This is a genomic window from Synechocystis sp. PCC 6714 (assembly GCF_000478825.2).
In the GTDB taxonomy this organism is placed as follows: domain Bacteria; phylum Cyanobacteriota; class Cyanobacteriia; order Cyanobacteriales; family Microcystaceae; genus Synechocystis.
This window is the reverse complement of the sequence record NZ_CP007542.1, coordinates 2404202-2423550: the sequence shown is the minus strand read 5'-3', so window position 1 is coordinate 2423550 and position 19349 is coordinate 2404202. Positions and strand designations below refer to the sequence as shown.

18 protein-coding genes are annotated in these 19349 nt (G+C 46.2%); 5 read left to right on the top strand and 13 right to left on the bottom strand.

Features of this window, described 5'->3' with window-relative positions; translation table 11 throughout:
* Positions 1-119: 119 nt before the first annotated feature.
* From D082_RS11095 to ileS, 5 genes are all read right to left on the bottom strand, one after another.
* The gene (locus D082_RS11095) at positions 120-1328 is read right to left on the bottom strand and encodes an aldo/keto reductase (protein ID WP_028947612.1); all 1209 of its coding nucleotides are present in this window, start codon (positions 1326-1328) and stop codon (positions 120-122) included.
* Positions 1329-1406: 78 nt separating this feature from the next.
* Complete coding sequence (locus tag D082_RS11090) at positions 1407-1793, bottom strand: phosphomannose isomerase type II C-terminal cupin domain (protein ID WP_369796146.1); 387 nt, start codon at positions 1791-1793, stop codon at positions 1407-1409.
* A gap of 300 nt (positions 1794-2093) precedes the next feature.
* Positions 2094-2657, bottom strand: coding sequence for a hypothetical protein (locus D082_RS11085; RefSeq protein WP_202963078.1), 564 nt, complete (start codon positions 2655-2657; stop codon positions 2094-2096).
* Entirely contained in the window at positions 2638-3792 is a 1155-nt protein-coding gene (locus D082_RS11080; RefSeq protein WP_038530775.1) for a DUF262 domain-containing protein, read from the bottom strand. Before D082_RS11080 ends, D082_RS11085 begins: the two co-directional genes overlap by 20 nt.
* 63 nt (positions 3793-3855) lie before the next feature.
* Positions 3856-6813 carry an isoleucine--tRNA ligase gene (ileS, locus tag D082_RS11075; RefSeq protein WP_028947616.1) on the bottom strand — a complete coding sequence of 986 codons (2958 nt, stop codon included), beginning with the start codon at positions 6811-6813 and terminating at the stop codon, positions 3856-3858.
* Between the two features lie 195 nt (positions 6814-7008).
* Between ileS and D082_RS11070 the strand changes: the two genes are divergently transcribed.
* The gene (locus D082_RS11070; RefSeq protein ID WP_028947617.1) at positions 7009-7233 is read left to right on the top strand and encodes a hypothetical protein; all 225 of its coding nucleotides are present in this window, start codon (positions 7009-7011) and stop codon (positions 7231-7233) included.
* Positions 7234-7327: 94 nt separating this feature from the next.
* On the opposite strand, the gene D082_RS11065 is transcribed toward D082_RS11070, so the two are convergent.
* Positions 7328-9448, bottom strand: a complete 2121-nt coding sequence (locus D082_RS11065; RefSeq protein WP_028947618.1) for a DNA polymerase III subunit gamma/tau — start codon at positions 9446-9448, stop codon at positions 7328-7330.
* A gap of 168 nt (positions 9449-9616) precedes the next feature.
* On the opposite strand from D082_RS11065, the gene D082_RS11060 reads away from it, so the two are divergent.
* Both D082_RS11060 and D082_RS11055 read left to right on the top strand, forming a co-directional pair.
* The gene (locus tag D082_RS11060; RefSeq protein ID WP_028947619.1) at positions 9617-10048 is read left to right on the top strand and encodes a VOC family protein; all 432 of its coding nucleotides are present in this window, start codon (positions 9617-9619) and stop codon (positions 10046-10048) included.
* Positions 10049-10156: 108 nt separating this feature from the next.
* A complete protein-coding gene (locus tag D082_RS11055; protein ID WP_028947620.1) occupies positions 10157-10624 on the top strand; it encodes a DUF29 domain-containing protein in 468 nt (155 codons plus the stop codon).
* 14 nt (positions 10625-10638) lie between these two features.
* Here the strand turns inward: D082_RS11055 and D082_RS11050 are convergent, their stop codons facing one another.
* From D082_RS11050 to hypA, 6 genes are all read right to left on the bottom strand, one after another.
* Positions 10639-11382: a M15 family metallopeptidase gene (locus tag D082_RS11050; protein WP_028947621.1), complete on the bottom strand. Its 744-nt coding sequence runs from the start codon at positions 11380-11382 to the stop codon at positions 10639-10641.
* A 78-nt stretch (positions 11383-11460) separates the two neighbouring features.
* Positions 11461-11724 carry a 50S ribosomal protein L27 gene (gene rpmA, locus D082_RS11045; protein WP_028947622.1) on the bottom strand — a complete coding sequence of 88 codons (264 nt, stop codon included), beginning with the start codon at positions 11722-11724 and terminating at the stop codon, positions 11461-11463.
* A 106-nt stretch (positions 11725-11830) separates the two neighbouring features.
* Positions 11831-12205 (bottom strand): 50S ribosomal protein L21, encoded by a 375-nt coding sequence (gene rplU / locus D082_RS11040; RefSeq protein ID WP_028947623.1) that lies wholly within the window; start codon positions 12203-12205, stop codon positions 11831-11833.
* Positions 12206-12375: 170 nt separating this feature from the next.
* A complete protein-coding gene (locus D082_RS11035) occupies positions 12376-13668 on the bottom strand; it encodes a lipid-A-disaccharide synthase (RefSeq protein WP_238546707.1) in 1293 nt (430 codons plus the stop codon).
* Positions 13669-13680: 12 nt separating this feature from the next.
* Positions 13681-14169 (bottom strand): DUF4079 domain-containing protein, encoded by a 489-nt coding sequence (locus D082_RS11030; RefSeq protein ID WP_081857646.1) that lies wholly within the window; start codon positions 14167-14169, stop codon positions 13681-13683.
* A gap of 130 nt (positions 14170-14299) precedes the next feature.
* Complete coding sequence (hypA, locus tag D082_RS11025; RefSeq protein WP_028947626.1) at positions 14300-14641, bottom strand: hydrogenase maturation nickel metallochaperone HypA; 342 nt, start codon at positions 14639-14641, stop codon at positions 14300-14302.
* A gap of 109 nt (positions 14642-14750) precedes the next feature.
* Between hypA and mutS the strand changes: the two genes are divergently transcribed.
* A complete protein-coding gene (gene mutS / locus D082_RS11020; protein ID WP_028947627.1) occupies positions 14751-17387 on the top strand; it encodes a DNA mismatch repair protein MutS in 2637 nt (878 codons plus the stop codon).
* Between the two features lie 39 nt (positions 17388-17426).
* On the opposite strand, the gene lptC is transcribed toward mutS, so the two are convergent.
* Positions 17427-18620, bottom strand: coding sequence for an LPS export ABC transporter periplasmic protein LptC (lptC, locus tag D082_RS11015; protein ID WP_071880793.1), 1194 nt, complete (start codon positions 18618-18620; stop codon positions 17427-17429).
* A gap of 492 nt (positions 18621-19112) precedes the next feature.
* Between lptC and D082_RS11010 the strand changes: the two genes are divergently transcribed.
* The gene (locus D082_RS11010; protein ID WP_158506514.1) at positions 19113-19346 is read left to right on the top strand and encodes a hypothetical protein; all 234 of its coding nucleotides are present in this window, start codon (positions 19113-19115) and stop codon (positions 19344-19346) included.
* Positions 19347-19349 lie beyond the last annotated feature (3 nt).

The window sequence follows — 19349 nt, the reverse complement described above, 5'->3', positions numbered from 1 at the left end:
AGGGGATTTTTCTCAAGACAGGAATTAACTCAAAGTTAGAAAAAAATGGCGATCGCCGTCATTTTAATCAGTTCAAAAACTATGGAAACTGATATTTTTGCCCGAGAAGTTACGATAAATTAAGTGATTTCGGCCGTCTCCTGGCGAGATAACCTCTGCACCGTTTCCCCTTTGAGCATGTGATCCGTTTCCCGCAGAATATCTAATACCTTTTCCCGCTGGGGACTGTGGGCCAAGCATTGCCTAAGTTGGGCTCGATCAAAATCACTGGCGGGTTGACCGGGAAACCAATGGCCGCCATTACCCAGTAGGTTGTAGCGCATTTTGCTGTATTCCACCAAATCAAAGCTTCGGCAAAGATTGTATAGCCAGAGAATTTTAGGAATATTAATTTCCCCCGGCGTATTTTCTGGGCTAGGCAAACCAATGCGCCAATTATTTACCCAATTCTCTCCCAATGCTTCCACCATGGCCCTATGAAGATTAGCTAAAATTGGTTGCAAAAACCTCTGCGTAATTTCTTCTGACTGCAAATAGGACAAGGTCTTTAAATGTTCATCAAAATCCGTTGGCCGGGATGCCCCGATACTCAGGGTATGAACCTGGGGATGGGATAAACAGAAAAGATTATTAAATACCATGGGGCTGAGGGGTTGACATAAATCCACCAATTTCTGCGGGGGATTATAAAGTTGTCCCCCCTTATCTGACGGGCTAATGATAAATACCCCCATATCCTGGGCCGTCGCGGCGGCGATCGCCGGCCAATTGTCTTGGAAAATGTAGTACCAGTGCAGATTGACGTAATCAAATTCCCCCGATTCAATCGCTTCGGTAATGATAGAGGTGGGACCATGGGTGGAAAAACCAACAAATCTCACCCGACCTTCCCTCTGTAACTGGCGACAAACTGTCAAACAACCACCGGGTCCTAAACTTTGTTCTAGGGTTTCCTGATTATTAATGCCATGGATGCCTAGCAAATCAACGTAATCCAAGTTTAAATAAGCCAAAGATTTGTCGAATTCACTACGAAAGACTTTCGGATCATCCTTAGGACTAACCTTCGTCTGCACAATTAACTTTTCTCTCGGCAACCGGGGCAAGATTTTCCCCAATTGCATCTCCGAAGTACCGTAACCCCTAGCAGTTTCAATGTGGTTAATACCCAGCTCCAGGGAACGCTCAATGGTGGCCTGCAAGTTGTCCTGGTTATCCCTAGGAATATTAGCAAAGGGGGCATCTTGCCATTGGAATTGATAACGCATGCCTCCACAGGAAAAAACAGGCATGGACAACTCACTACGGCCAAAACGTCGATAAAGCATAAAATCAAGGGTGAGGCGGGAAAAATCATCGCAGTTATATGCGATTAAAAATTGATCCTTTGTTCAATTGTTGCTCAGTCAGCCACGGGCATAATCATCCTGAAAACGAATAATATCGTCTTCCCCTAGGTATTCTCCATTTTGTACCTCTATCAGAACTAATTTGATTACCCCAGGATTTTCCAAGCGGTGGGCAGTACATTGGGGCACATAGGTAGATTGGTTGGGCTCCAAAAGTTCTTCTTTTTCTCCACAAACAATTCGGGCCGTACCAGAGACCACAATCCAATGCTCACTGCGATGATGGTGCATTTGTAGGCTCAGACGGTGGCCAGGATTGACTTCAATGCGTTTGATTTTGTAGCCGTTACCCTCCTCCAGAGTTGTAAAGGAACCCCAGGGTCTGGTCTCAGTTGGGAATTGGCTGGAGCTGGCTTGGGCCAGGGATGGAGTGGATAGGGGCATGGCAACCATTAATGTCTTTCCTCAACAACAATTAATTGCATCAGCAATTTTTCCTGACCAATGCTAACACAATGGTCCTGAAGAGGTTCCTACCTCCACCACAAGGGAAAAGACCCCCGCTGCACCAACATCAGCCGATTCCCAACGCCGCCCTAAAACCTTCCTTGTAGGGCATCATTGCACCCCTCACAAATGGTGGGGTCATCGCTAAAGGTTCCAACTTGAAGAAAATAACTCCAACAGCGATGGCATATCGTCTTTAAATCTAAATCTAAAAGGCTTAAAAGACAAGTCTTAGCTTTATTTAAGCATGGGGTAACGAATGTGTGTATTTTCTTTCCATAAAATTAACTCTCGACTTAACAAATTCAATAAAAACACAAGGTTGTCAAAACGACTTTTTGTTAGTGATACAGCATCATATTGTTCCGTCACTTCTTTTATATGAGTATGAGCAGCTTGATCTCGCTTTTTTTTGAAATTTCCAAGTTCAGTTCTTAATCTCTGTAAAGCGCCTTTATCATCTTCTAGTTTCCTCTCTATTTTTTCTAATTCAATAATTCCAATAATATTTAATAAAAGTTTTCTAAAATTTTCATCGTATCTAAATCCATAATTCCTTTTAATTATTTTTTCAATATATTTTCTATTTGCATCGTTTATTTCATTTTGCATTAATTGCATAAGCATAGTATCTTGTATTTCTTCAATCCAGGTACAGACTTCAATGATAGCTAATTTCGAAAAAAATTGAAGTTTACGAAGTTCCCGTTTTTCGTTTGCCTCTTCGTATAATTCCTCAAGATTATTTAAGGTTATCTGTATATTGCTAGTATCTATCATTCTAGTTAACTGATAAACCACCAAAAATTTGGATAGATTTCTCAAAACGTTCTTTAACTTTATTAGTTTTAAGCAAACCACCTTGTAAATTTTTGGCTAAATAAACCTCTGATTGTCTAAGCTTCTCATAGGCACTGCGTAGCTTATTTATTTCTAGTTTTTCAAGGAGAGGTAAGTTAACAGCAATACCAATTAGTAAACCTTCTATGACAACCTTACTAATATCGAAAGGTTTATCTTGTTCAAGAATTTTGCATAAGATATCAACTGCCCTTTGAAATGTTTTATATTTATCAGAGTATAAATCTGAAGTAAGATTCCTATGATTTTCCATATAATTATTTAAAAAGCGAGATAATGTTCCCCCATAACTATCTCGATCATCCAAAAATGCAAAGAATCTCAAAATAAATTCTTGATCTTCAAGACGCTTAATATTTTTTTCTTTAAAAAGTTTTAACTTCATCCAATTTTGATAATTAACACATTCTTTGAGTAAATTATTTAGCAATCCTTGGTAAATACAGTTCCTGATTTCTTGATTGCTTAACTTAGTTCCTCCTGTATTTAAACGATGAAAAATAGTGTACAAATAATTCATATGGGACTCTTTACTAGAATCAAAACGGATTACTGTAATAGGGAGAGTTAAGTTTTCAACTCTTTCAAATAAAAGTGGATTTTCATTTTTTATTTCGTTGACAGTTTTTCCTTTGATTCGTTGATCAATGTCTGCCAAAGAAGATAAGCGCCAATTTTCAAACTTAGAGTCTAAGATATTTTGTCCTTGTCCTAAAAACTGAACTATCGTAAAAATGCGTTGTAAACCATCGACCACTAGACGTTGATCAGTCTTATAATCTAGACTAATACACATACTAGGTATTGGTAGTTGTTTCATTAAACTATCAATAAAGCGAGTTTTTGCAGAGTCAGGCCAGATAATTTGTCGTTGAAATTCAGGTTCTATTTTTAGTTGTTTTTTGGTAAATAAACGATAAATATCAGCACAAGATCTAAGCTCATTGAAAGCAATTACATCATCTGGTGGAAGTTGAAAAAAATCATCATTTTCAAATGTTTCTTCATATTCATTTTCCACTTCTTGTAGTATTTCTTCTTCGGAAGAAATGAGTGATGACCCGTAATATGACATAAGGCACACCTAAGCTAGAACTATATTAAATAAGCTAGAACTATATTAAATAAGTTTATAAATTTAAAACTTACTTTGTAACGCACCAACGCAACGTTCACAAATTGTGGGGTCATCGCTAAAACTACCCACCTGGGTGGAATAATTCCAACAACGCTCGCATTTATGGCCATCTGCATTGGTAATACCTAGGGTTAAACTATCTGTTTCAGCCTTAAATTGCAGGGCTTTAATGACCCCATCTTCCTCCAGTAATTCTACTTGGGAGGCTAACAACAAATAACGCAGGGTATCCACCTGGTTGGACTCTGCCCCATTGTACTTTTGGAGTAATCGATACCAATGGTCATCCCCTGTATGGATTAAGACTTTGGCCTCCAAAGAAGCACCGATCGCCTTGGCTGTACGGGCTGATTCCATTACTTTGTTGACTTCTGTGCGGAGTTGACGTAGTTTAACCCAGGTTTCGGCTAGTTCCGGCTGACGCCAATGGGGCTCTAATTTCACCCAACCAGCTTGGAACACTGATTCCGTTGGGTTTTCGTAGGGTAAAAATTGCCAAATGTCCTCCGCTAAATGGCACAGTACCGGGGCGATCGCCTTGACCAAATTTTCCAACGCTAACTGGAGAATAGTTTGGCAACTACGGCGGCGGGGAGCATTGGCAGCAGAAATATATAGACGGTCTTTAGCAATGTCCAAATAAAAGTTAGATAGATCGACTACACAAAAGTTTTGCACCGTTTGGAAAAACTTGAAGAATTGGAAACTTTCATAAGCCTCCGTCACTTCCGTAAATACTTCCGTCATTCGGTGCAGCATATAGCGGTCTAATTCTGGCAAATCTTCATAGGCCACCGCATCGGTTTCACGATTAAAATCATGCAAATTACCGAGTAAAAATCGAGCGGTATTGCGAATTTTATTGCGTACATCGACCAACTGTTTGAGAATACCTTGACTAATAGGCACATCGTTGGCGTAATCCACCGAAGCGACCCAAAGGCGCAACACATCAGCTCCATAGGCGGGTTCCTGTTTTTGATTTTTACCGCCATTAATAATCTGGTAAGGGTCCACCACATTGCCCAGGGACTTACTCATTTTATGGCCCTTCTCATCCAGGACAAAACCATGGGTCAACACCGTTTTATAGGGGGCAATGCCATTCACCGCCACACTGGTGAGTAAACTAGATTGGAACCAACCCCGATGCTGGTCGGAACCTTCTAAATACATATCCACAGGGTATTTTAATGGTCGATTTTTTGCTTTTGCGACCGCCGCCCAGGAAGAGCCAGAATCAAACCATACGTCCATGGTGTCTTCCCCTTTACGGTAAGTACGCCCGTTGTTACGGTAGCTTTCCGGTAATAACTCCTCCACGGTTAGCTCCCACCAAGCATCGGAACCTTTTTCGGCAATGATTTGTTGCACATGGTTAATGGTTTCTTCCGTTAACAAAGGCTCATTGGTTTCTTCATCGTAAAACACTGGAATTGGTACCCCCCAAGCCCGTTGCCGGGAAATACACCAATCACTGCGATCGCCCACCATGGGAGTAATGCGATTTTCCCCCTGGGCAGGGATCCAGCGCACTTCTTTAATGGCTTTTAAAGCTTGGTCTCGAAAACCCTCCACCGATGCAAACCATTGTTCCGTGGCTCGGAAAATAGTCGGCTTTTTGGTGCGCCAATCGTAGGGATATTTATGCGCGTAGGCCTCTTCTTTTAATAAACTTCCCTGGGCGATTAATCGATTAATAATGGCCTGATTAGCGTCCTTTAAAACGTTTAAGCCCTGAAACTCCCCGGCTTCTTCGGTTAAATTGCCTTGATCATCCACTGGAGAGAGAATAGGTAAATGATATTTTTGCCCAGTGATATAGTCTTCCAAACCATGGCCAGGGGCGGTGTGAACTAATCCTGTACCGGATTCCGTTGTAATATAATCTCCACCGAGCACCACGGGGCTTTGGCGATCAAATAAGGGATGTTGATAGAAGCAATATTCTAAAGCTTCCCCCTTAATGACCGTCTTAATGTCTAGGACCAAATCCAAGGTTTTGCTTAAATTGTCCACTAAGTCCTTCGCAACGATGAAAAATTGGGGTTTGTCTTCCCTCTCGGTTTCTGCGGTAGGCCTGTGAACTTCGCTCCCTAAGCCAGCGGGAATGATGAATTCAGCGCCCCCTGGGGTCGGGAACTGGGGATATTGAATTTCTACTACGGCGTAGTCTAAATGGCCGTTAACCGCCACGGCGAGGTTCCCCGGCAGGGTCCAGGGAGTGGTAGTCCAAATGGCAACGGCTAAACTGGGTAAATAGGCCTCTAACACACCCGCATTTTCCCCCAATTTAACAATGGGAAAGGTGGCGTAGATACTTTGGGAAGTGTGACCTTCTGGGTATTCCAACTCCGCTTCCGCCAATGCCGTACGGGAACTGGGGCTCCAATGGACAGGTTTTAAACCCCGGTAGATGTAACCTTTCAACGCCATGGCCCCAAACACGCCAATTTGGGCCGCTTCATACTCGGGGGTTAGGGTTAAATAAGGGTGTTCCCAGTCACCCCAAATGCCATAACGCTGGAATCCCACCGCCTGTTCCTGTTGAGTTTTGAGAGCGAAATCCCTCGCTTTATGACGCAGGGTGAGGGGAGTTAATTCTGCCCGTTCACTGCTTTTCAAGCTTTGCAAAACTTTTAGCTCAATGGGCAAACCGTGACAGTCCCAACCGGGGACATAGTGGACTTTGTGCCCCTGTAATAGTTTATATTTATTAATAATATCCTTTAAAACTTTATTCAACGCATGGCCCATGTGTAGAGCACCGTTGGCATAGGGTGGCCCGTCGTGGAGCACAAACAAGTCTTTAGGATTATTTGCGGCTAAATCTTCATAAATTCCCTTTTCCTGCCAATATTGCTGAATTTCCGGCTCCCTTTTGCTAGCATTGGCTCGCATATCAAAGCGGGTTTGGGGCAAGTTAACGGTGTCTTTATAACTTTTGGCTTCAGTCACAGTGGCTTTGGGGCAGAATTGTGCATAGGAATACTTGCTGATTTTACCCCGTTTTCCCAACCCATCCACCGCGGCTTTACTCCCCACTCGGCGATCGCCATGGGCTAGTCTGTGCTCAATCTCCCCTGGCGGGCCAGTATAATTCCAAGGAATGTATTGTCTATCAACCTGCTCATTTTTCCGGAACAACGGGCTATGAATGAACCAAAACAGACCGAAACCGTCCAGGTGGTGGAAAAAGTCAGCGCTATCCTTTCCCCCTATTTCATCGTCATTGTGGGTTTGTTTTTGGCCGATAGCAATTTTTTGATTGGCATCGCCCTAGTGTTTGTGGGGGTATTTTCCCTGCTCAAACTGTCTTGGCAGGATCTGCAAACGGGGGTGGAAAAAGTTAAGGGTTTCTTTGCCGAAAAGCAGTAATGCCAACCATGTTCCTGACTGTCCGGCCCAACCTCTTCCCCTTGCCTAGCTGAGCCTTTCCAGGACAAATGGCTTGGCAACTGGCGACGGGTTTCTAAAAAGGTAAATCTTCCTCCTCTTCCGGGGCGATCGCCGGTCGATTGAGTACGGTGGGAGAATGGGGCTGAATCGAAGCATTCTGATCCATTGGAAGCTGGAGGGTTTCCGTTTCTTCTTGCAGATCTTTGCCGTTGTCAGTCGCCGAGTTAGTCGTAGCATCGGATGCCACAATCTCCCCATCAAAATTTTTGGCAAACTGCTCGATCGCCTTGCGGGTGGCACTATCACCGATATTTGTTGGGGGCTGCTCTTCAATGGCTGGAGCTGGTTTAGGTTTCGGCCGAGAAGAATTAAAAAAATTATTTGATTCTCGCCGGGGGGAAGGCTTAATTTCCGATGTAGCCGGGCCAGTGGCGATCGTCTCGGAAGCAGTGGGAGAGGGAACCACTGGAGTTTGCTTAGTTGACTCCGGGGGGGCTTGGGGCACTTGCTCTACTGGCTTTCCTTGCTCCAGTTGGCGATCGAACTTGGGTTCCGGGGGAATGGCGGGGGGACGGGAATGGACCGCTGGAGGGACTGGGGTTGATGATCCTGCTTTGTCCGTTGGAGATTGGTTGCCCACCACTAAATTGACTTTGATGGCTTGGCCACAGGCTTGGCCCATGGCCCTTTCCAATTCGTCCTTTTTGCCCGCCGCAATTTTTAACAGTTGCTGGGTGGTGACACTGACGGTGGCGTTGATACCCACTAAATCCAGCAGAGAGCCATAGGCGTTAAAAAGGGATTGACTCAAAGACCCTAGATTATTTAAAGTTTCTGCCCATACCTGGTTGAGGTCAACATTGGATGCCGAGGGCTGAGGGGTTTTCTGATTATGGCCATCGTTTTCATTACCAGACTCCGGAGTGAAAGTTGGTGCCACTGGTTTCTCGTTCGGTTCTGGAGATGGAGCTTTATCCACCACTGTTAAATAATTAGAGCCAGGAAAAGCAACTACATTGTTGGGCTTGGCCGATTCCGATTCCGGTGACGGGACAGGAATATTGCTGGGCAGTGGTTTATTGGCGGTGGCGACTTCGCTAACACAGGCGGAAGGCAACAAACCCAAAAGGGTAACTTCTAACCACAGCCTTGGTTGGGTGGTGTTGCGGATTTGAACTTCACTTTCCTTCAGTTTTTGTTGTCCCTGTAAAATTACTCCCCTCTGCCACTGGGGAGCGATGTGGCATAGCCCCTGCCACGTTTCCGCTGTCACCGCCACTAAATCTGACCTTTGGGGGGCCGTTTGGGCAATAAGTAGGTTTAAGTAAAAGCTCGCTAAGTTTTGCAATACCACCAAGGGCTCCCTTCCTCGGTTTAAAATTTGCCGACAGGTGCCCAATAGAGTTTCTGCATCGTCACTGGCGATCGCCTTTAGGAGAGCTAATAAATCCTGTTCCGGCACTGCCCCCACCAAATCCCAAACTTTATCCGGGGTGATCAAATCGGGCAATAAACTTAATTGATCCAGTAAACTTTCCGCATCCCGCAAACCGCCATTGGAAATTTGAGCCACTAGGGTCAAAGCGGACTGGTCAATATTAATCTTTTCTTCTGTGGCAATGTATCGCAGATGATCCACCATGGCTTCCAACGGAATGCGGCGATAATCAAACCTTTGGCAACGGGAAATAATCGTAGGCAATACCCGCTGGGGATCGGTGGTAGCCAGGACAAAAACAACTCTTTCCGGCGGTTCTTCTAGGGTTTTTAGTAAAGCGTTAAATGCGGCCGTACTAAGCATATGACATTCGTCGATCACATATACTTTATATCTGCATTGCACTGGGGCAAATTGGGCCCGTTCAATAATCTCCCGAATATTATCAACCCCTGTATTACTGGCCGCATCAATCTCAATTACATCCAACGCCGAACCATTGGTAATGGAGCGACAGGTGGCACATTGACCACAGGGACTAGCGGTGGGCCGATCGCCACTTATGCAATTTAAGGACTTGGCCAAAATTCGTGCCGAAGAAGTTTTCCCCGTTCCCCTAGGTCCTGTGAACAGATAAGCGGGAACAATACGTTCCTGGGCGATGGCATTGCTCAACGTAGCGGCGATCGCCGTTTGGCCCACTAAGTCCGCAAAGGTCTGGGGGCGATATTTATGGTGCAGAGGTTCGTAGGCCATGGCGGGGTAACCGGGCGATCGACAAACGGGGGGATTCCTAGCCTAACTCCAAAGGGCTAAAACAAAAGCTGTTTGTTAACACTCAGTGACGGAAAAGCTCGGGGCTAGGAATAGGGGGCTTAAAATGGAGAGGTTAGCTCTAACTTGTAAGACTGGAGTGAAGCTAGGATGATGGCTTCAACTATTTTTCATCTCGCCATTCCCGTTAATGATATTCCGAAAACTAAGGAGTTTTACTGCGATCGCCTGGGGGCTAAGGCCGGTCGGGAAACGGATAAAGCAGTAATTTTAGATTTCTATGGCCATCAAGTGGTGGCCCATGTTACCCAGGAACCGTTGGTAAAACCACAGAGCATCTATCCCCGGCATTTTGGCTTAGTATTCACCGCTGAGGCGGATTGGTTTGCCCTCTGTGACCGAGTGGAAGCCCAGGGCATTGCCTATCATTTACCACCCAAGTTGCGTTTTGTCGGAGAGTTGACGGAGCATCGTACTTTTTTCCTGGCTGACCCCTTCCATAATTATCTGGAATTCAAATGGTACCGTCACCGGGAAGCAATTTTCGGTGTGAAGGAGTTTCTGGCCGTTGGCGATCGATAGGCAAATACATTTATCACTTAATATTGTCAGTAAAAAACTATTAATTTTGAAGTAAAAAATGGTTGCTTAACTAAGGTTAACCCAGAAAATGCGAGGATTTAAACAACCATGGTATTTATACAACAAAAAATGCTTTATGAGCAGGACTTTACCCTGTGGACAGAAGAAACAGTCCAGCTATTAAAACATCAAGATTTTGCTCAAGTTGATTGGGATAACTTAATTGAGGAAATAGAGACTTTGGGCAGAAATGAACGTCACGCCGTTGATAGTTTGTTATCCCGTTTACTAGAGCATTTATTAAAACGTTGTTTTGTCGATTGTCCGGGGTCTTTTCGGGGTTGGGAAATCGAAATTCGTAATTTTCGCCAAGACATTAAAAAAAGATTAAAAAATTCCCCTAGCCTCAAACCATTTCTGTTGGAGATTTTCCCTGAATCTTACCAGGATGCCCTATCAGCAATGAGAGAAGATTATCCCAACACGTTTTTTCCAGATGTTTCTCCTTTCCCTGGAGAGCTAGAAAGTTTACTGAATGATAAGTTTTGGCTAAGTTTTTATGACAAAAATCTGTAAACGGGATTTGAACATCATTCAACCCGGCCGTAATAGGCAATCTTTTGGCGATCGGGATGTTGTTGATTATATTGCCAAGCCCAGAGTTGATCCCCTTGGGAAAAATGCCACCATTCCCCCGGATGGCGCAAAAATCCCGCACTTTCCATAATGATATTTAATAATTCCCGGCGTTGTTGGTAGAGTTGAAACTGTTCTTTTTCGACGTCACTTTCTGGCTGTGCTGTTTGATAATAATTAGGGTGAGAACGGGGGGACAGTTCGTCAATTTCTCCCCCCATATCCACAGGTTCCCCCGATTGATCCAGTAAGGTTATATCCAAGGCCGCTCCGGTGCTGTGGGGGGGAGGGGTGAGGGGATTATCACTAGGGATAGCCCAAATTTGGTAGACCTGCTGATAAATATTTTCCCTTTGTTCAGGGGTTAATGACTGGCCTTGTAAACCGTCCCTAGCCACAATTTCAGCAAAGGTATACTCCACCATAAATTGTTGAATGGCGATGGGTCGATAGGCATCAAACACCAAAATTTGCCATGTCGGTTCAATGTCAGCCAATGTCAGCCGAGCTTGATCCAATCTTTTTAATACTCCAGTACGTAGCATGTATGGCGATCGCCCTTGGTAGTCAGTTCCTAACTTTTGGTAGGGATGGGGATGGATTAACTTAACGCCCTCTAGGTTGATGGGGGCAAGGGGTTCACCGCAATCTTGGATGGGAACAGCAAGATAGGGTTTGGGCGGAGTAGCAAAGGACATCGAAACTAAGTTGCAGGGGTAAAAACAGCAAATCCCCCAAAAATTGGAGGATTCTCAGCATTTTAACTTGATGGAAGTTTATTCAGCGGCGACGGGATAAACGCTCACTTTGCGGCGGCTTCTGGTTTTGTACTCAAACTTAACCACACCGTCAATCAAAGAATAAAGGGTGTCGTCACTGCCCCGGCCGACGTTATTGCCAGGGTGAACTTGGGTGCCCCGTTGACGAATGATGATGCTACCGGCGGTGACGGTTTGACCACCGTAGCGTTTGACTCCTAAGCGCTGGGCGTTAGAATCCCGACCGTTCCGGGTACTCCCCGTTCCTTTCTTATGGGCCATGGTTGTTAATGTCTCCTGTTAATGGTTAACAAATTCTTTTCAGACTAGCCAGCCAGTTTTGATTTTACCCGACTTACAATCTAGCCAAATTTGATTGGTTGTTGCTTTAACCAGCCACCACTGGGGTTTTGGCATCAATTTCTTCTGCCTTGGCGATCGCCGTGCCGTTGACGGAGATGGATTTCACCAACAGGCGGGTTAGTTCTTGGCGGTGACCCCGTTTTTTGCGGGTTTTCTTTTTGGGTTGCATTTTGTAAACAATGACCTTGCGACCCCGACGGTGGGAAAGAATTTCCCCTTCCACGGTGGCTCCGTCCACATAGGGCTGGCCGATGGTGACATTGTCGCCGTCTTTGACCAAAAGCACTTTATCGACAACGTAGCTGTCCTCCGGTGCGCCGTCCAGGTGGTTGATCTCGTAGAAACGGCCGGGCTCGACCCGAATCTGGGTTCCCCCAATTTCAATAATGGCGTAACTCATAATTTGTTTGCGTAAATTGCCGTACAGGTATGCCTCGGGGGAATCTCCCGGTTTATTTTCTCAGAAACCAATGGAAAACCCTGTAGTCTTGGCATTTTTGGGTAATGGTTGTCGTAACCTGATCCGAGCAGGATAGTTGACAAGCGATCTTCTATTCTCTAAGTTGCTAGCTATTTTGTCAAACTCATCCTAACTGGTTTCTGCTGTACGATGATTTGTTCTGCAACTAACTCTGCCATGGCGATCGCCGCTCCGGACTGGCCCCGCACCTGTTGCAGTTGTTGACGTATGTGGGTTAACTGTTCAGGATGGTCTAACCAGGGGGTCAATTGGCTGGCTACTCCGGCGGGAGTTAAATCCCCCAACAATTCCGGCACAATTTCCCGACCGGCCCAGAGATTGGGCCAGGCAAAAAGACGTTTTTTCTTGGCAATGAGGTAATTAATCAAACGGATGGATTGTGCCCCCACCCAGGGAATGCGGGCAATTAATCCCGGCAGGCCGTCTAAATGTTTGAGGGCTTCCGTGTGTTGGGTGGGCAATAAAATCACCATGGGAATGCCCAAGGCTCCCAACTGAGCGGTGTTGGCCCCCACAGTGGTTAAAGCAAAGGTTAGTTTTTTCAACTCTGTCAAAGCGGGAAATTGGCGACAAATGTCAATTCTTAACCCCGTTGTTGTCAACAGATAGGGTTCTTGCCCGTCTTTTTCCACCACTTCTATTTCAATGTTGCCCATGGTACTTACCAAAGGATTGGACTCCACCCGGCCGTAACCCTGTAATTGAGGCAAATCCACTGTGGGCGCCAAGAAGAGCACAAACTGGCATTGGGGATGGGTTTTCTGTAACTCCACGGCGATCGCCACTTCCAGGGGTACCCCTTGGCTGAGTTTAGTGGCTTTGGAACCGGGCAGTAGGCCAACTAACGGTTTTGGCGATGGAGCGACGGGGGAATCGGTGGTATCCACATCCACCATTAAATCCCCCACCACCCTAGCCTTGGGCTGATAACGCTTTGGTAATGCTTGGCGCACCTGCTCATTCATCACCCCAAACGCATCAATCAACTGGGGCCAGCGGGCATCCCACTCCCCATAGACCACCGAACGATAACCCAACCTTTTGGCGATCGCCAGGGCGAAGAATTGATCTCCCCCCAGAAAAAGAACCACCCCTTGGGAATGCCAAGACCATTGTTCCGCCGTTTTCCCCCAGAGCAGGAAATTCCAAAAATGTTCACTGCCCTGCACCCGATCCACTTCGGGATAACTGCGGACCACCTCCGCTTCCTTGCCCATGGCATGGGGACAGGGGGAAAGCATCACCGAAATTCTCAGGCGATCGCCAGCCGGTAATTGACGTAAAGCATGCACAACGGGACGAACCCAGGTGGTCACTTCCCCTGGGCCATTGGACAGGATTAAAACATCAACGGGATTGGTTAATACGGGCAAAGTTTGCAAAACAGTAATAACCTAGGAACCCAATTTGCTAATAATTCTTTGGACAATTTCCACCCCGGTGAAAGCTTGCCAGCCAAATAAACCAATCAAGGTGATGTTCAGGGTGATGTGGGTTAAGCGGGCCGTTTCATTGCCCTTTTGCATCCAGGGGACCAAAGCCGCCGCTGTGGCGATTAAACCAACCATGGCTAGACCAACGATCAAGTGGGGGCCGACAAACAGTTTGCCATTGTTAATATAGGTAACGGCCATGCCGCCAATGGTGCCCAACACCATCAGAGAAAGTAAGAGAGAGCCAAGGATAAAGTGTTTACCCTTAACATCCTTTTTAATTAATTCCTTGCGTTTTTCCGCATCCGCCGAACGAATTTGCCGAGACTGGAAGCCCAGCCACATGGCATACACAGAAGTAAAGAACAGCGCCCACATCATAATGGGGTGGCCAAATTGGCCATAAATTTTAATCGGTTCAGGAATCTCAAGGGCCAGTAGAGGAAACATCGTGTTAATCGAGGTGATGATTGATTGTAGTCAGTTCAGCTTAGGAAAAGCCGAGCTACGGTTGCTTAAAGAAATTTAACATAGCCCATGGCGATAGGGATTCTTCCCTCGGTCAGGACTTTATTCCCGCTCAACTCAGTTCCAGAGAGGCTAATTCCAACTGTTTACCATCCAGCACCGTTTGGCTAATCCGGTCGCATTGGGGACAGCGATAGATCCAATCCTCCGGCTGAAAACTTTGTTGGCAGTTTTGGCAGTGGCAAGTAACGGGGATTTCTTCAATCTCTAATTTTGCTCCGTCAGCGATGGTGTTTTGTCGCACCACTTCAAACGCAAATCGTAGGGCATCGGCCACTACCCCGGACTGTTGCCCCACCCGCAGGGTTAAACGGTGAATTTTACTGGCCCCATGGTCTTGCGCCTGGGCAATGGCGATCGCCAGGGTTTGTTCCATCAAACTAACTTCATGCATAGACCGGACTCCGGCAAATGTTTGCCCGAATTTCCCCTGGCTTGACGAGTATCCCCGGCAGATCTTTTACAATGGGGGCTTTCTGATTTCAACCCAGAATCCTTACTCCATGACTGATACTCCCTTCCTCGGCACAGTTAAAGAACCCCAACGGGACTATCACGGGCTCGATCGCCAAAAGTTGACGCCGATGTTCCAACATTACACCGAGGTCAAGGAACAATATCAGGGTGCTCTTTTGTTATATCGGGTGGGGGACTTTTTTGAGTGTTTTTTCCAGGATGCGGTGATCATTGCTAGGGAATTAGAACTGATCTTAACCAGCAAGGAGGGGGGCAAGGAAATTGGCCGGGTAGCCATGACCGGTGTGCCCCACCATGCCCTGGACCGTTACGCTCGGCAGTTGGTGGAAAAAGGCTACGCCGTGGCCATCTGTGACCAAGTGGAGGATGCCGCCGAAGCCCAGGCGGAAAAGCGGATGGTGGAACGGCAAGTAACTAAGTTACTCACCCCCGGCACTTTGACCGATGACAGTATGCTCCCCGCCAAGCGCAATAATTTCCTGGCGGCGATCGCCTTGGTGGACGATAAATGGGGCCTAGCCCATGCGGATATTTCCACCGGGGAATTTTTCACCTGCCAATCCAGCAACTTGGACGATTTGGCGGTGGAATTACTCAGATTACAACCGTCGGAGGTCCTCATTCCCACTTCAGCTCCGGATATCCGTAATATTTTGCGGCCGGGGGAACCATCAGAATATATTCCTAAACAATTGCCCATTAGTTTTTGCTATTCCCTCCGCTCCCAAGTTCCCTTTTCTTTGGTGGAAGCAAAACAACGGCTACTAACTACTTTTCGAGTTAAATCTTTGGAAGGGATGGGCTGTGAAAACTTACCTTTAGCAATCCGGGCTGCCGGTGGTTTGTTGGAATACATTGAAGATACCCAAAAAGCCCATGTGGTACCCATCCAGCCATTAAAAACCTACGCGTTAACGGATTTTTTGATTCTGGATCACCAAACCCGCCGCAACTTAGAAATTAATCAAACAGTGCGGGATGGTAGTTTCCATGGTTCCCTACTGTGGGCTTTGGACCGCACCAGCACCACCATGGGTGGTCGAGCTTTACGCCGTTGGTTGCTGGAACCATTGTTGGACCTAAAAGGCATTGAAGCTCGCCAAAAAACCATCCAAGAACTGTACGAAAATGCTCCCCTGCGTCAGGATTTACGGCAACTATTACGGCAAATTTATGACTTGGAGCGATTAACGGGACGGGTGGGGGCTGGCACCGCCAGTGCCAGGGATGTGTACGGTTTGGCTTCTTCTTTGGTGCGATTAACGGATTTAGCCGAGCTAGCCCAGGAAGGCCATAGTCCCTATTTAAAGGCTTTGCAAAAAGTACCACCGGAATTAGAAGAATTGGGCAAATATGTGTTGGCCCATCTTGTGGAAAATCCCCCTTTACATATTCGTGAAGGTAACTTAATCCGCAGTGGGGTTAATCAGGCCTTAGATGAAATGCGCCAAAGTTCGGAGGACGATAACCAATGGTTAGCCAATTTAGAAGTCACAGAACGGGAAAAAACCGGCATTGCCAATTTAAAAGTAGGGTACAACAAAGCCTTTGGTTATTATCTCAGTTTGCCCCGCAGTAAGTCGGAACAAGCTCCGGAGAATTACATTCGTAAACAGACTTTAGTTAATGAGGAAAGATATATCACACCGGAATTAAAGGAGCGGGAAACCAGGATTCTCACTGCCCAGGCCGCATTGAATCAATTGGAGTATGAAATTTTTACTGAAGTGCGGGCCACCGTGGCGGAAAAAGCCCAACCGATCCGGGAAGTGGCCAAGGCCGTAGCGGCGATCGATGTGTTAGCCGGTTTAGCGGAAGTGGCAGTTTACCAAGGTTATTGCCGTCCCACCATGCAAACGGAACCGGGTTTAATTGACATTGAAGCGGGGCGCCATCCGGTGGTGGAGCAATCCTTGGGGGCCGGCTTTTTTGTCGCTAATAATACCCAATTGGGCCATGACCATTGGCATCCCGATTTGGTCATTTTGACAGGGCCCAACGCCAGCGGCAAAAGTTGCTATCTGCGCCAAGTTGGATTAATACAATTAATGGCCCAGACTGGCAGTTTTATTCCTGCAAAATCAGCAACCTTAAGCATTTGTGACCGTATTTTTACCCGGGTAGGGGCAGTGGATGATCTAGCTACGGGGCAGTCAACTTTTATGGTAGAAATGAATGAAACTGCCAATATTCTCAACCATGCCACCGCTAAATCTTTGGTGTTACTGGATGAAATTGGTCGGGGGACTGCTACCTTTGATGGTTTGGCGATCGCCTGGTCGGTGGCGGAATATTTAGCGGGGGAAATCCAAGCTCGGACAATTTTTGCCACCCACTATCACGAACTGAACGAATTGGCTTCTCTACTAGAAAATGTGGCTAATTTTCAAGTTACGGTCAAAGAATTACCGGAGGAAATTATCTTTTTACACCAAGTTACACCGGGGGGAGCGGATAAATCCTATGGCATTGAAGCAGGACGTTTAGCAGGATTACCTAGTTCCGTTATTACTAGGGCCCGGCAGGTAATGGCCCAGATTGAAAAACATAGTAAAATCGCCGTCGGTTTACGCAAGGGTAATCGCGGCAAAATGATGGCTGGTCAAACGGATACTGCAATAGCGGAAGACACAGCCAAACAATTAGATATTTTTGGTTTTTAAAGTCGTAAATCCTGCGAGTTCCTTAATCAATAACTTGCCCTACTGATTGGGGAAAATTTCCGTCACTACTCTTTCGGGGCTAGTACTGGTTACCACCACATTATTATCCGGTAAAGAACCCTGGGCTAAATCCCCAGTGAGGTTGAATTTAACTCCCTTGTGTTGCTCATAGATGATGTTGCCCTTGGCCTCCAATGTCTGGGGACCAAAATTGTAGGTTAGCTCATCGGCATAGAGTTGGGATTGTTGCGTTTGACTCGTGGTGTTAGTGCCCTGTTCTAGTTTTGCTACCCCGTCAGCCAAGTTGACAAAACCGCGGTTGCCCCGCACTGTAATTTGTTGTTCATAGTCCACAATGCTAATGGGATTGTCGGTGGTGACAAATCGATTTAGGTAAGACCAACTAATGGGTTCGGCGGCGATTTGTAGCGGCGGTTGGATGGATTTGAACTGATTTAAGCCCGCTAAGTGTACCAACTGTTTCTTGAGCAATAATTCCGCTCGGTCGCTTTTTACTTCGTCGGTGGCAGTTTTATCCACAAAGCGCACTAGGGTCAATGGGCGATCGCCAAAAACCCGGTCTTTGTTAATTTCCCAAGTAACACTATCGGTTTTTAACTCTAGGCGGCGGGGGTCTTTGGGCTGATTCTGGCCCTTGGTGTTGTGTTCCGTCACCGCCACCACATCACCGGAAACGATTAACCTTTGGTCCTTGGTTTCATAGCGTCCCTCCTTGGCCGTAACAGTTAAATCGGGATGTTCCCCCTTTAGGTTTTGGCGGGCAATTAAAACGCTGGATTCCGTCTGCCACTCCACTTCCTGGGCTCGCAACACCGCCTTATTACGGGGGTCAAGGGCAACAATGTTCTCCCGCAGGAATAGCGCTTTGCCATCTTCGATGATTTCCCCTTTGTCCGCCTTCACCTGGAGCACCACTTTGCCATTTTCGTAAAAATCCCCTTTCACCTCAACTAGGGTTGCATTCCTGCCATCGGGGCTATAGCGGGCTTCCCGCACCTGGATTTTCCAGACCGTTTGTCCCTTAGCGTTGGCCTGTTCCAGGGTGGCATTGTTGAGGGTGAGGCTACTTTCTTCCTTGGGTGGCGGTGGTTGACTACGCTGTTCCAGGGGATCGGGGGGAGCACAGCTGCTTAGCATCAACGTGCTAAAAATCAATCCCCCCAATAAAACAGAGGAAAAACGACGTAGGGGCAAAAAAAATGAAGTTAGCAAAGTTTAACGGGATAATTTGACAATAAATGATTAAATGAGACTTTTTTAAGCAAACTAATCCCCAGGGGAAAACCATCAGGGATTTTTAGGCTCCATTGCCGCTTTCAGTTTTCTATTCTAGGCGATCGCCATAATTAGGGTTGTTGTGGGTTAGTCAGAATAATGCCATGGTAACCATCCTGGCTCTATATACCCCATTCCCTGACCAGATTTTTATATGCTTAGCAGCGTTGCTGGGGTTTTATTGATTCTTCGTTTCCTTCCCTCAGTTTTTGCTTTGGGTAAATGAGACTCTACCAATTGCCACTGGTTATTAGTTATGTCGATGCTGTAAGATTCTCACATTATCATTAATTATGGTGAAAGTTTTATAGTTTTCATACTTCAACCTACTTTCCAAACCCGCTCTCAAGGGACGCAAAATTAATAGAATCTAGAAGGAGCTTCTGCGTATATAATTCTGGCCGTTCAACATAAGCTAAAGATGTTCTTATGAATTTAACAGGACAATGGCTTATGTTTAAACAGAAACAAGAAGAAAAAATTAAAGAAGCAGCCGGCTTTGCTGTGGGTGGTGGTGCCCTCGGAGCTGGACTTGCTGCGTTTGTGGGCAATATGGGTTTGGCTGGTGGCTTTGGAGCTATAGCTGTGGGAGCTGCACCTGTTATCGGGGCTGGGGTTGTTACAGGACTTGCAGCTTATGGAGTGAAAAAGATTTTGGATTAATTA

Bases quoted from the DNA above. Each gene is read 5' to 3' on its own strand.
- D082_RS11030 (WP_081857646.1), bottom strand. From the start codon at position 14,169: ATGTTTCCTCTACTGGCCCTTGAGATTCCTGAACCGATTAAAATTTAT.
- D082_RS11090 (WP_369796146.1), bottom strand. From the start codon at position 1,793: ATGCCCCTATCCACTCCATCCCTGGCCCAAGCCAGCTCCAGCCAATTC.
- D082_RS11080 (WP_038530775.1), bottom strand. From the start codon at position 3,792: ATGTCATATTACGGGTCATCACTCATTTCTTCCGAAGAAGAAATACTA.
- D082_RS11010 (WP_158506514.1), top strand. From the start codon at position 19,113: ATGAATTTAACAGGACAATGGCTTATGTTTAAACAGAAACAAGAAGAA.
- D082_RS11095 (WP_028947612.1), bottom strand. From the start codon at position 1,328: ATGCTTTATCGACGTTTTGGCCGTAGTGAGTTGTCCATGCCTGTTTTT.
- mutS (WP_028947627.1), top strand. From the start codon at position 14,751: ATGACTGATACTCCCTTCCTCGGCACAGTTAAAGAACCCCAACGGGAC.
- hypA (WP_028947626.1), bottom strand. From the start codon at position 14,641: ATGCATGAAGTTAGTTTGATGGAACAAACCCTGGCGATCGCCATTGCC.
- D082_RS11050 (WP_028947621.1), bottom strand. From the start codon at position 11,382: ATGTCCTTTGCTACTCCGCCCAAACCCTATCTTGCTGTTCCCATCCAA.
- rplU (WP_028947623.1), bottom strand. From the start codon at position 12,205: ATGAGTTACGCCATTATTGAAATTGGGGGAACCCAGATTCGGGTCGAG.
- D082_RS11070 (WP_028947617.1), top strand. From the start codon at position 7,009: ATGAATGAACCAAAACAGACCGAAACCGTCCAGGTGGTGGAAAAAGTC.
- D082_RS11055 (WP_028947620.1), top strand. From the start codon at position 10,157: ATGGTATTTATACAACAAAAAATGCTTTATGAGCAGGACTTTACCCTG.
- D082_RS11060 (WP_028947619.1), top strand. From the start codon at position 9,617: ATGATGGCTTCAACTATTTTTCATCTCGCCATTCCCGTTAATGATATT.
- rpmA (WP_028947622.1), bottom strand. From the start codon at position 11,724: ATGGCCCATAAGAAAGGAACGGGGAGTACCCGGAACGGTCGGGATTCT.
- D082_RS11065 (WP_028947618.1), bottom strand. From the start codon at position 9,448: ATGGCCTACGAACCTCTGCACCATAAATATCGCCCCCAGACCTTTGCG.